At 40.3% G+C, this 12,263-nt stretch carries 12 protein-coding genes and 1 riboswitch; all 12 genes read right to left on the bottom strand.

Going from position 1 to position 12,263, the window contains the following annotated elements:
- Positions 1-5 precede the first annotated feature (5 nt).
- A complete protein-coding gene (gene cysC / locus QNH48_RS13045; protein WP_283955292.1) occupies positions 6-605 on the bottom strand; it encodes an adenylyl-sulfate kinase in 600 nt (199 codons plus the stop codon).
- A gap of 14 nt (positions 606-619) precedes the next feature.
- Positions 620-1,789, bottom strand: coding sequence for a sulfate adenylyltransferase (gene sat / locus QNH48_RS13040; protein ID WP_133368349.1), 1,170 nt, complete (start codon positions 1,787-1,789; stop codon positions 620-622).
- Positions 1,790-1,853: 64 nt separating this feature from the next.
- Positions 1,854-2,912 carry a sulfate permease gene (locus tag QNH48_RS13035; RefSeq protein WP_283955291.1) on the bottom strand — a complete coding sequence of 353 codons (1,059 nt, stop codon included), beginning with the start codon at positions 2,910-2,912 and terminating at the stop codon, positions 1,854-1,856.
- Between the two features lie 15 nt (positions 2,913-2,927).
- Positions 2,928-3,644, bottom strand: coding sequence for a phosphoadenylyl-sulfate reductase (locus QNH48_RS13030; RefSeq protein WP_283955290.1), 717 nt, complete (start codon positions 3,642-3,644; stop codon positions 2,928-2,930).
- Positions 3,645-3,714: 70 nt separating this feature from the next.
- Positions 3,715-3,816, bottom strand: a riboswitch (SAM riboswitch).
- Between the two features lie 147 nt (positions 3,817-3,963).
- Positions 3,964-5,013, bottom strand: a complete 1,050-nt coding sequence (locus tag QNH48_RS13025; protein ID WP_283955289.1) for an anthranilate phosphoribosyltransferase — start codon at positions 5,011-5,013, stop codon at positions 3,964-3,966.
- On the bottom strand, positions 4,997-5,770 hold the full coding sequence (cobA, locus tag QNH48_RS13020) for a uroporphyrinogen-III C-methyltransferase (protein ID WP_283955288.1): 774 nt from the start codon (positions 5,768-5,770) through the stop codon (positions 4,997-4,999). The genes QNH48_RS13025 and cobA overlap by 17 nt, the downstream gene beginning before the upstream one ends.
- Positions 5,771-5,785: 15 nt before the next feature.
- The gene (locus tag QNH48_RS13015) at positions 5,786-6,631 is read right to left on the bottom strand and encodes a formate/nitrite transporter family protein (RefSeq protein WP_283955287.1); all 846 of its coding nucleotides are present in this window, start codon (positions 6,629-6,631) and stop codon (positions 5,786-5,788) included.
- 148 nt (positions 6,632-6,779) lie between these two features.
- The gene (gene nirD, locus QNH48_RS13010) at positions 6,780-7,103 is read right to left on the bottom strand and encodes a nitrite reductase small subunit NirD (RefSeq protein WP_283955286.1); all 324 of its coding nucleotides are present in this window, start codon (positions 7,101-7,103) and stop codon (positions 6,780-6,782) included.
- An 18-nt stretch (positions 7,104-7,121) separates the two neighbouring features.
- Positions 7,122-9,515, bottom strand: a complete 2,394-nt coding sequence (nirB, locus tag QNH48_RS13005) for a nitrite reductase large subunit NirB (RefSeq protein WP_283955285.1) — start codon at positions 9,513-9,515, stop codon at positions 7,122-7,124.
- 215 nt (positions 9,516-9,730) lie between these two features.
- Positions 9,731-9,931, bottom strand: a complete 201-nt coding sequence (locus QNH48_RS13000) for a CLC_0170 family protein (RefSeq protein WP_133368356.1) — start codon at positions 9,929-9,931, stop codon at positions 9,731-9,733.
- A gap of 20 nt (positions 9,932-9,951) precedes the next feature.
- Positions 9,952-11,169 (bottom strand): Ger(x)C family spore germination protein, encoded by a 1,218-nt coding sequence (locus QNH48_RS12995; protein WP_283955284.1) that lies wholly within the window; start codon positions 11,167-11,169, stop codon positions 9,952-9,954.
- Positions 11,150-12,262 carry a GerAB/ArcD/ProY family transporter gene (locus tag QNH48_RS12990; protein ID WP_283955283.1) on the bottom strand — a complete coding sequence of 371 codons (1,113 nt, stop codon included), beginning with the start codon at positions 12,260-12,262 and terminating at the stop codon, positions 11,150-11,152. Before QNH48_RS12990 ends, QNH48_RS12995 begins: the two co-directional genes overlap by 20 nt.
- Position 12,263 lies beyond the last annotated feature (1 nt).

Genomic DNA, 12,263 nt, shown 5'->3' with positions numbered 1-12,263 from the left:
TCAAATTATAGTATGTTTTTTTCTTGGAGGTAACTGAAAATTTGATTTACCGCTTCTTCTACTGTTAATAAATCAGAGCGGACCGTTATTTCTGGAAATACCGGTGCTTCATAAGGAGAATCAATCCCTGTAAAATCCTTTATTTCCCCACGTCGGGCCTTTGCATATAGCTGCTTCGGATCACGTTTTTCACATTCGTCAAGAGGACAATCTACAAAAACCTCAATGAACTCGCCTTCTCCAAAAATGGCTCGGACTTGGTCGCGATCGGAACGAAATGGTGATATAAAGGCGGTAGTCACGACTGCACCACTATCTACAAATAATTTGGCAACCTCACCAATTCTTCTGATATTCTCTGTACGGTCATGGTCAGAAAAACCGAGATCCTTGTTTAATCCATGGCGGATATTATCACCATCTAGAACATATTCGTTAATCCCCTGACGATACAAAGCGCTCGATACGGCGTTCGCAATCGTCGATTTCCCAGAACCAGAAAGTCCTGTAAACCACAGTACACAGCTTCCATGACCATTTTGGGCATGACGGTCGGATTTGGTAACTGTACTAGCGTGCCATGTAATATTAGTTGCTTTTGTCAAAAGTTTTCTCCTCCTTAAACCGTGGTCTCTTCTTTCATGCCTTCAATCAACACTTCAACAACCTCTTTACGGCTGAAAGTGGATGGAGGAAGCTGTCCTGCGCGAAGCAATTCCCGTACTTTTGTTCCAGATAGAATTACTCGATCTTCATTGCTATGCGGGCAAGTTTTATCAGAAGCCATTCCTTCACATTTCGTGCAATAGAAGCTATGTTCAAAAAATAATGGTTTAATACCAAGCTCCCCTTCAGGGAATTCATTAAATATTAATTGAGCATCGTACGTACCATAATAATTACCTACACCTGCATGGTCACGGCCAACAATAAAATGCGTGCAGCCAAAGTTCTTACGGGCAATCGCATGGAAAATCGCTTCTCTTGGTCCTGCATATCTCATTGCTGCTGGGTAGACACCAAGCTGAACACGTTCTCTTGGGTAATAATTTTCAAGAAGGACACGATAGCTTTTTAGGCGAACATCTGCTGGGATGTCGTCAGATTTCGTTTCCCCAACAAGCGGGTTCACGAAAAGTCCATCAACTGTTTCAAGTGCAGCTTTTTGAATGTACTCATGGGCACGGTGAATTGGATTTCTTGTTTGGAAGCCGACCACCGTTTTCCAGCCTTTTTCTTCAAACAATGCACGTGTTTCCTTTGGTTCAAACCAAACATCACTGAAGACACCTTTTTCTGGTTTCTTAATAAGAGTTACTTCACCAGCCACATAGACAGGTCCTCTTTCATATAGACGCTTAACTCCTGGGTGAGCTGTTTCAAGTGTTTTATATACCTCTACTGCTTCCTTATCTAGGTTCGGTTCATACCATTCTGATACGGTAATTACCCCGTATACCTCTTTGTTAAAAACTAGCTTGATTTTCTCCCCAACTTCAAGTGTCGCTGCTGTTTCATTGGAAACAGGAAGCGTAACCGGAATAGACCAAATCGTATTATCACTAAGACGCATATTCTCCACTACGTTTTCATAATCAGCTTTCCCAAGGAAACCGGTTAGCGGACTAAATAACCCAACACCGATTAACTCAAGATCACTTAGGGCAATGGCGTCGATTTCAAGTTCTTTTACGATGGATGTAACATCATAGTTTGGATCAAATGCTTGGATTAGTTTTCCTCCATGAGGTGTTGGTAAAAATGACAACAGAATCAAACCTTTCTTCATGTAATTTAATTTTTATTATTAAACTCTTCGGAAAAAAGAGATTTAAATCATTGAAACTACCAAGCTATTTTTCAGCAACTTCTGTCACCGCTTGGTTCGATTTTTTCATAAGTGACATTACACCGAATACGGAGATTAAGACACCTGCCATCGCAACAATTGGATAGAAGTTATGCTCTATCAGCAATTGGATAAGTGTGTAAGAAAGCACCATCGATAATACAGGAGATACGATCCACACAGTAAGAAGCTGAACCACTATATCCTTTTTTAAGACAGACTTTCCATGCTTGGCAAAGCCGATTCCGATAATCGAAGATGTTGTGATTTGAGTAAGCGGGACCGGAATCCCGAATACAGAAGCTACGGTGACAATGGCTGCTCCCGTTCCAGAAATAACACATCCCTCTTCCAAACGGAGAGTGGTAATTTTCTTACCGTTTGTTTCAAGAACACGTTGTCCTAACAGGATGGCACCTAATGCAACACAAAGCCCGCCCCAGAAAATGCCGGCACTTGTCGACATAATTTCAGCACCGACTAGCGGTCCAACCGCATTTGCCACATTGTTCATCCCTGCTGAGAAAGCTTCAAATAACCCCATACATACGACAAGAACGGAAAGGATTGGAACGGCCTTCGGTGCTTCCATCCAGCGCTTCAAAGTTTTATTTTTTAATAGATTCGCAGCTAGAATAGCAATCACAAATGCTGCAAATGGAGTAAGCAGCCAAAAGACCATAATCCATGCCAAACTGCCGACAAATACTGATTGGTAGACAATGCCGGCACCTACTACCGATCCTACTGCTACTTCACTTGTTGAAAGTGGAATCCCGAAAATATTTGCTAAAAATAACGCTAACGCAGCAGAAGCTAAAACAATAAGAGCAATTGGCACGCTAAATGTACTACTTGGGACAATCCCGCTGCCAATTGTTTTAACTACTTCTCCGCCGCCTAGCCAAGCACCAAAGAATACGGTAACACCACACAATAACAATGCGAGTTTCTTCTTAACCACTCCGGCTCCGTAAGAGATCCCCATCGAAGCTGCTGCACCACTAGCACCAATATTGATGGCAAAAAATAATCCAATTATAACTGCAATAATCGTGAGCAAACTAAAAGCCCCCTTTTAGGATGTGTGTAAGCCACACTCCGTCTTTCCGCTTCCCACCCAGCGTCCTTCACGTGAATCACCATCTGCCGAAACAGGCTGCGTACAAGGAAAACAGCCGATACTAGGGTAATTTTGATCATGCAAGGCATTGTAAGGGAGGTCTTTTTCCTTGATATAGGCCCAAACTTCATCCCATGTCCAGTGAATAAGCGGACAGATTTTAATATTCTGAAACTTCTCATCTTTATTGAGAAATTGAGTGTTTGCTCTAGTGGGTGATTGTTCTCGGCGAAGCCCTGAGATCCATGCTTGCTTTGCCGTTAGTGTCTCCCTTAATGGTATGACTTTGCGGATATTACAGCATTGGTTGGGCTCCCTCTTCCATAGTGCTGACCCATATTGCTCGCGTTGTTCATCTAAGGATAGCTTTGGCAGTTTTCGCTCAATCTTTAATGAAGGAAAACGCTCTTCGATTTTGTTAATAACCTCATATGTTTCCGGAAAGTGTAAGCCAGTATCTAAGAATACGATATGCGCGTCTGGTTTAACTTGTTGGATGAGGTCAATTAATACTATCGCTTCAGCACCAAAACTGGACGCATAGACAATTTGTTCATCTGGATAAGAGCTGTATGCCCATTCCAATACCGATTTTGCTCCTTTCGTACTATCCTCGATAGGAAACGTATCGGATATTTGATTCCATTTTTTATACGTAACCAGTGTAGTCATTACTAAAATCCTCCTTTTTCCATAAAAAAAACCTTCCCAAAAAAAGGAAGGCATCTCACGTTTGTTTAACGCCTTATCTCCCAAAATGAAGATCATTTTGCTGGAATTAGCACCTTGCACAACAGGTTGCCGGGCTTCACAGGACCAGTCCCTCAGCCACTCTTGATAAGATATATGGTATTTGCTGAGACTAATCCTACCATACCAATAGGATTTATGTAAATAAAAATATATAAAATTTAGAAAAATTAATTTGTCACAATTATTTATTAAAAAAACGTCATAGAAGGTGATGCCTTCCATGACGCTTTTCATTTGGTTATAGGGTATTAACATTTTTAGTCTGAGTAGTTTTCCATTTTTCCAATTGCCGCAGACCTTTTTGTTCTCTAATCTGTTCTTTCGTGATTTCTATCCCTTCTCCAATACTAGCAGCAGCACCGAACAGGTAATAACGTATTCCCGTATTAAATACTACTTGATTATAATAGTATTGAAGTATTTTTGAATTCTCTCCGCTTAGTATCGCCATTGTAATATCTGATTGTTCTTTTGCTGTAAGTTTGATATCTTTATCCATTTCAGGTGCCAATAATCCAAATTCCTCTGGGTTCACAATGGAAGACTCCATCTCATTTTCTGTTATTTTAAAAATAAAGCTATTGCGATGAACAGGTAAATCTTCCGACCCTTCCATTCCTTGAACCACATAAACATTTTTATAGGACAGTCCTTTGAATATAGGAGCAATTTTATTAATCGCTGTTCGATGATAAGCCCCCATCATTATGGATTCCGCATTCGCTAAATTCAATAATTTCTCAACTGTATTAAGGAGAGTTCTGACCCCAAGCTCTTTGCGGATTTTCCGCAGTTTCCCTAAACTATTAGAGAATTCTTCGGTTGAAGCAAAAGCAATTCCTGCTTCTGTTATTGTCTTTAACAAACTAGCAGCATTTAGAGATATATCAACGCCTATTCGTGCCAGAATCTCCTTCATTGCGACACCATATTTTGGCGGTAGGGCATCACTCCCATGTAAAAATACCGGCAAACCATGTTCAGCCATTAAAATAGCAGTCGGGATGCTCCCCATAAAAGTGTTTCTACCATTATAAGGACTAGCCAGATCAATGATTGACTGCTGGGTCGATTCTAACTTTTCACTGTGATCACCAAAGGCATGGACAAATGCAAGCAGTTCTTCAGGCGACTCCGATTTTAAACGTAGTGCAATTAGATAAGCAGCTATTTGAGCATCTGTCGCATCCCCATTTATAATTGCTTGGGCGACTTCCTTTGTTTGATGATAATCTAAGTCTTTAGAACCTCTTTTTCCTCTTGCTACCTCTTTAAGCCATTGTTGCATAACGTTCCGCCTTCTCTCCTTCTTCTAGTAATCTTAGTTTATCACGGAAGGTGACGACTTCTCCAACAACGATCATAGCAGGATTTTGAATTTCTTCTTTTTTGACTATGCCTACAATAGAACTCAGCGTTCCTGTTACCGTACGCTGTGCACTTGTTGTCCCTTGCTGTATGATGGCAATAGGGGTATCCGCTTTTTTACCATGCTTCATTAATTCCTCGCAAATATATGGTAGATTTGTCATTCCCATGTAGATTGCCAGTGTATCAACAGCTGTTGCTAGACTCTTCCAATTTATGTCGGTAGGTTTCCCCTTTGGCTTGTGCCCCGTTACGATCGCAAAAGAGCTTCCTAATTCACGATGAGTAATTGGAATTCCAGCATAAGCAGGAGCGGCTACTCCTGCCGTTATCCCTGGAACTACCTCGACTGGCAGTCCATGTTCAACTAAAGCTTCTACTTCCTCTGCCCCGCGTCCAAATACGAAAGGATCTCCACCTTTTAATCGAACAACATTTTTCCCCTGTTTCGTGTATTTGACTAAAAGATGATTAATGGTTTCTTGCTGAAGTGTATGGTAATTCGGTTTTTTACCACAATAAATGAGGTGGCAATCCCGTTTCGCTTCCTTTAAGAGCTCTGGATTAACCAGCCGGTCATAAAGTATCACGTCTGCTTTCTGAATACATCTTAACGCTTTAACTGTTATTAAATCAGGATCACCAGGACCTGCTCCAACGATATACGCCTTCCCCATTATCATCCCTCCAACTTAACGCTGTGTACTCGGTACCGCTGCCTTTGTTTGTGGCAGTTCTAGAATTATTATGGATTCTGCCTTTTTATGAGTGTAATAGAGCGCCATTCCTGTAAAAAGAACACCGCTGACTAAATTTCCAATTAGCACAGGAATTTGATTCCATACCCACCAATCTGTGATCGTAACATCCGCACCAAGTATGATTCCAGCTGGAATCACAAACATGTTTACCACTGCGTGTTCAAAGCCTTGAGCAAAAAAGATTAATATTGGAAGCCACATTGCTGCGATTTTTCCAATTACCGACTTTGTGGTCATAGCCATTACCGCACCAAGAGTTACCATCCAATTACAGAGCATCGCTTTTACAAAAACGACCAGGAACCCTTCTGCACCAAGACTTTTATATCCTAATGTTTTGGCTTCGGCCACTGCGAGTATTTTTGTAGCCACAGCATGATCGTTGACCAGTCCGAGCTGTGTGACTGCAATGATATATAGAATGGCATACATAACAGCTCCTAGCACATGCCCAATAATGACCCAAAACCAATTTTTCATCATTTGTGCAGCTGTAGCTTTTTTCGCCATCACCGCAACAGGAATAAGTGCAAAACTACCAGTAACCAATTCCAACCCAAGTAGAATGATTATTACAAAGGCGGCTGGAAAAAGCAGAGCACCCACTATTCCAAGTCCTGTCTGAACCTCAGCTGTAAAAGCTAAAGTCGTGCCAAACCCGAGCAAAGCTCCGCCTAGTGCTCCCCGAATGAGCAAATCCTTAATAGGTAATTTCGCCTTACCTTCACCTGCCTGAATCATACTCTCTACAACTTGATTAGGACTTACAATCGCCACCCTCTTTCACTCCCCTAATTATTAGATATAGAGTTTCACCAAAATGAACTGTTTATTAGTGACCCAAACCACTTTCTCTCTACTGGTTCGGTCACTATGAACCTCCCAAACTCCTTTTGCCATTTGCCTATTCTTTTCTCCACACTATCTATTTGCTGATTAAGATATATACTTGATCTCCTTTTACTTCAACCGGATATGACTGAACACATCCTACATCCGGCGACTGGACTTTACCGTCCTTTACATTGATTTTCCAATCGTGCATCGGACAAAATACGTATTCTCCGCTTAGTATTCCTTCTGCGAGGACCCCGCCTTTATGGGGACAACGGTTCTCAATGGCTCGAATTTCCCCATTTTCCAATTTAAAAACTGCGATTTCCTTCCTTCCGATGGTTACGGTTTTACCTAACTTTTGAGGCAGGTCACAAACTTCTCCGATAAACACGCTGCGTACTGTTTTTTCCATAACTCCAGCTCCCCCTCGTCATATTTTTACAGTTTGATATAGATCTCTTAAGAGATTCTTATTGTTAATCGCTTCCTTCCATGGGTCTTGCACCACAGATAAAGCCTCATCGATTCGATTGTTGTATTCCTTCACCATAAACTCATCTGACAATACCTCTCTTATATGGTCTATCCCTAAGCGCTCCACCCAGGCAGAGGTTCTCTCTAAATATTTAGCTGATTCACGATAATATTGGAGGAACGCTCCAATCATCTCTACCAGTTCATCCCCATTTTTAAACTTGAATAACAGATTGGCTTCACGAAGATGGGTCCCGCCGTTGCCGCCGACATACATTTCCCAAGCACCCTCAACACCGACAATTCCTACATCCTTAATTCCGCTTTCTGCACAGTTACGCGGACAGGCGGACACAGCCATTTTCACTTTATGAGGAGTGTTTAAGCCTTCAAATTTCTTTTCTAATCTGATTCCCATCCCAATTGAATCCTGGGTGCCAAAACGGCAATAATTTTCCCCTACACATGTTTTTACCGTGCGAAGTCCTTTCGAGTAAGCAGACCCCGATGGCATATCCAGTTCTGACCAAATCTTTGGCAGGTCTTCCTTATATACACCAAGTAAATCGATTCGTTGACCACCAGTAACCTTAATCATGCCAACCTTATATTTATCCGCGACATCGGCAATTTTTCGTAAATCTTCTGAAGTAGTAACGCCGCCATACATCCTTGGAACGACGGAATAAGTACCGTCTTTTTGGATATTGGCATGCATTCTTTCATTGACATACCTGGCTTCCCGCTCATCCTGGTATTTCAATGGATCTATCATTCCAAGGTAATAATTTAGAGCTGGTTTACATTTCGAACATCCATCTGTGTTCCACTGCAGTACGTTCATTACCTCTCGAATATGTGTCAGTCCTTTTTCACGAATTTCAGCCAAGACCTCATCTCTTGATAATGTTGTACAGCTGCAGATTGCTTCCTTTTGGTCTGCCTGATATTGATCACCAAGTGTACAAGCTAGCAAATCAGAAACAAGCGATTTACAGCCCCCGCACGATCGAGATGCATTGGTACAGCCTTTCACCTGGTCAAAGGTTGTTAATCCATTGGCTTTTATCGCTTCTACAATACTTCCTTTTGTGACACCGTTACAGCCGCAAATGAGCTCTTCATCTGACATGCTGGCAGCCACATTTTCTTCAGACTCAACACTTTGTGCAGACTGTAAATATTCCTCAATGCGCGCTCCTGTTTTGATGAAATTAAATAACTTGTTTCCATCCTTCGTATCACCGAACAAGACAGCTCCGGCAATTTTCCCATCTTCAATTAAGACCTTTTTATAAATACCATGCCAATCATCGTAGGTTTTATATACTTTTGTACCCTCATCCTCATTGATTTTCCCTGCTGAGAAAACATCAACACCTGAAACCTTTAATTGAGTCGAAAGGACTGACCCTTGGTAGCCTTCATCCTGTATCCCACAGAGTCTTTTTGCTAACACTTGTCCTTGTTGGTATAACGGTGCTACTAATCCATAAGCAATTCCGCGATGCTCGGCACATTCCCCAACAGCAAACACATTCGGAATTTCTGTTTCTAAATAATCATTAACTAAGATTCCGCGGTTAACGGGTAATCCAGCTTCTTGGGCTAAAGCGACATTCGGCTTTATTCCAACAGCCATTACTACTAAATCAGCTTTAATTTTACTGCCATCAGAAAACTTTAATCCTGTTACATGTTTTCTGCCGGTAATTTCTGCGGTATTTTTTTGTAAAATAAAGTTCATGCCCTGTTTCTCTAATTCTGCTTGCAGTAACTTCCCTGCACTTCGATCTAATTGACGCTCCATTAAGTAATCATAAATATGAATGACATCTACCTCCATCCCAAGGTTAAGGAGCCCTCTTGCTGCTTCCAAGCCTAGCAGTCCACCGCCAATCACAGCTGCCTTTTTATATATTTTTGAATATTCAATCATTTCTTCGCAGTCTTTTATATTCCGAAACGCCTTAACCCCTTCCTTATCTGCTCCAGGTAACGGAAGCATGAATGGGTTAGATCCAGTCGCAATTATTAATTGATCATAGGACTCTATTCGTCCTTTATCAGTGCTCACACTTTGTGTTTTTGTGTTAATGGATGTAACACTCTCTCCAGGATAAAATCGGATCTTGTTATCTTCGTACCATTCCCATTCATTCAAAGTTATGTCACTTACCGAAGTACCTCCCTGAAGTACCTTAGATAACTGAATTCGATTATAATTCGGATAGGGCTCTGTGCCAAAAATCGTAATTTCAAAACCATCTGGGTTGATTTTCAACACTTCTTCTATGGCTCTAACCCCTGCCATTCCATTGCCTATAAGAACTAGCTTTTGTTTTATCATGCGAACACCTTCCTTGTTTGATTTAAATTGTCTGAATTATTTATAACATTGCGACAGCTTTATTAACATGAGTTTGGAAGGTTATCTAACACATTATTTCAACACTTTAATCTATTAAAGCACCTTTAAACCCATATTTAATAAGAGTGTTAACGGATACATTAAAATAAAAATCTATAAAAATAGGACCTCAAAAATGAAGTCCAAAAACAGTATCACCACATGAATCGTGTGTATATGAAATCTGCTGCAATTAATCCAAAGCCAATTGAAATATTAACCCATCCTAAAAATTTGGACACTTTTTGTTCTTTTTTCAGAGAGGCATGTTGATACGCCTTTACATCTGTCAAAAGAATAAGCATTCCTGTCACCCAGCATATGCCAATCACGAAATTCAAATAGCCGATATACAAGAAGCATTCTCCTTCGATCCTTATTTAGATTTCATTCCTACTCGATGAATATGGGAATCAACCTTTATATCAAACGTAACAGTCTGATAAATTTCTTCCCATTTATCTTTTGTATTAATGTTTTTGTTCCAATATTCTGGTATTTTAGCTCGAAAATGTTCACCAAACCCAAAAATATCCGATTTTGATTTTTGCGTTTTTACAATTAATTTCTCAATCGATTTTTTAATGCTTTTTGATGCTTCCTCTTCAATTTTTTTTAGGACAGCAGAATTAGAGAGTTGGATACTTGCACTTTCTTTTTCATCTATCTCAGCTTCATACTGGATTTTGACTGAGACATGTGGTCGGCCATTTTTAAGCGTGACCTTCGTCTTGGTTTTCCTGCTGACAGCCCTTACCAAAACAGATTCATCCTCCCCAGGCACTTCAACAAACGCACCATACCCTCCTCTGCTGATCCCTCTTACGGCCATAAAGATTCCTATTTCCAAAGGAGTTGTCTTTCCAACCATCTTATCATCATTGAAATAAGCAAGACCATTAAGTTGAATAGTAGATTTTCCTTTTAGTGCTAAATATGGCAGGTAGGGATCCTGACCTTTACTAGAGTATATGGTCCAAAATAAACCAATGAAAGAGGGTGGAAATTTTCCTATTGCCGATAAATTGTCAACAATGTCTGCCAAATATAAGGATGGAATACGTTCCAGCTCTGGATTTAAATTCATATATTTTGCAGCAGGTTCTTTTGATACGACCAAAGCTGTGGTTCTGCGAATTTCGGGATTGCGTCTAAGAAAATCATTAAACCTGGCTGTTCCTTTTCTTGCTATTTCTTCACTAAGGACCATTACACGTAAATGTCCTAGAAATACTTCATCCGCTACCTCCTGCTGTAAATTTAACATAGCATCCTCTAAGGTATGACCTACAGTTTCTACAACCAAAACCGGCTTTACAGAACCCCCTGGTTGCTGTGGACCCAGAGGTATTCTGCCTGGAATAGCAATTTGCGCAGTAACCTTGATCATTTCTTCGTCTGGAATCTGAAACTTCTTACTCAAATGTGAGATTTCATCTTCCTGCTTTCTATCTTCTTCATTCGCTATATCAATTCCAATCGCTAAAACATTCGCTCTCTGTTCTATTTCTTGACTGTCCCAGCAGCCTGAAAGTAATGGCAAAAGAGCTAACAAAAGGATTACAGCTTGTAACTCACGTTGATTTTTCCACATATTTTTTTCTCCTCCAACTTCTGAGGAAATCTATTGTTAATAGAAATGCTGGATACATAATCGTAATTAGCAAGCCTGCTCTTCCGATATATTGGATAATCTCATACATATGTAATATGTTTTGAGGTAACATTGCCAAAAAAAACACAAAAGGCAGGATAAAATAGGAAAGCATTTTATGGTCCTTTAGTTGGAAAAGTTCCTTAATGGAATGGATCGTAAAGTAGTAACTTGAAAATATAGTAGTAAATACAGCCAAAACCCAAACAGCTAAGAAGATAATATCTAATCTTTGAAGTATGTTTCCAGGTATAGCAGTTGTTCTAGCCAGCTCTAGTGTCGGCCAAAAAATTTGTTTAATTTCTTCCGGTCCAAATATAGCCACAGTAGCGATCACAATTAATAAATACAATCCACCTGAAACCAAAATACCCCAAAAGCTTGCTTTTAGAGCTTTTTTTGGTGATTTCATGGAGGGGATAATCATGGTGATAATAAACGAACCCTGAAATAACGCTGAAATGGTCAGCATTCCACCCGCCATACCTTGAAGATCATTCCCTAAAAATATCGGACGCAAATATAAGAGATTGGCATTCTTTAATGAAAATGCAACAACAATTAATACAGGTGCCAATAACATAGGTACATAAAAATTGTGTATGTAGGAAAAGACATTGATATTATTCCTACAACTAATGGATGCCAGTAAAAGCATGACAATGACGGAGACCTCCAATGGTGTTTCTCTTAAAACAGCCGTTACGACAACCGCACCAAATTCCCGAGCCGCCAAGCTGGTTAAGATAACAAAGAAGAAGATAACAAAAACACTGAAAGTCTTTCCCAGCCATTTACCAATAATATCCTGGCTATAAGTAATGATTGTTTTTTGCGGGTGCCGCATCCCAAGGAAGGTAAGAATAAATAATCCAATTGATGCCAGTAAAATACCTATTAAGGTTACAAACGGGGCACTTGTTTCACCGGCTCTAACTGCAAACAACGGTAAGGGAAGTACGCCTACCCCAATAATGGTACTAATTAAGATGGTTGTTGCTTGAAGTGTTGTGATCTCCCTTGGATCCCCCATT

It is taken from the genome of Neobacillus sp. YX16 (assembly GCF_030123505.1).
GTDB lineage: Bacteria > Bacillota > Bacilli > Bacillales > Cytobacillaceae > Neobacillus.
The sequence above is the reverse complement of the archived record's forward strand: the minus strand, read 5'-3'. Positions and strand labels throughout refer to the sequence as shown.

Coding starts and splice junctions, on each gene's coding strand:
- sat (WP_133368349.1), bottom strand. CDS start 1,789: ATGAAGAAAGGTTTGATTCTGTTGTCATTTTTACCAACACCTCATGGA.
- QNH48_RS13030 (WP_283955290.1), bottom strand. CDS start 3,644: ATGACTACACTGGTTACGTATAAAAAATGGAATCAAATATCCGATACG.
- QNH48_RS13025 (WP_283955289.1), bottom strand. CDS start 5,013: ATGCAACAATGGCTTAAAGAGGTAGCAAGAGGAAAAAGAGGTTCTAAA.
- cobA (WP_283955288.1), bottom strand. CDS start 5,770: ATGGGGAAGGCGTATATCGTTGGAGCAGGTCCTGGTGATCCTGATTTA.
- nirD (WP_283955286.1), bottom strand. CDS start 7,103: ATGGAAAAAACAGTACGCAGCGTGTTTATCGGAGAAGTTTGTGACCTG.
- nirB (WP_283955285.1), bottom strand. CDS start 9,515: ATGATAAAACAAAAGCTAGTTCTTATAGGCAATGGAATGGCAGGGGTT.
- QNH48_RS12995 (WP_283955284.1), bottom strand. CDS start 11,169: ATGTGGAAAAATCAACGTGAGTTACAAGCTGTAATCCTTTTGTTAGCT.
- QNH48_RS12990 (WP_283955283.1), bottom strand. CDS start 12,262: ATGGGGGATCCAAGGGAGATCACAACACTTCAAGCAACAACCATCTTA.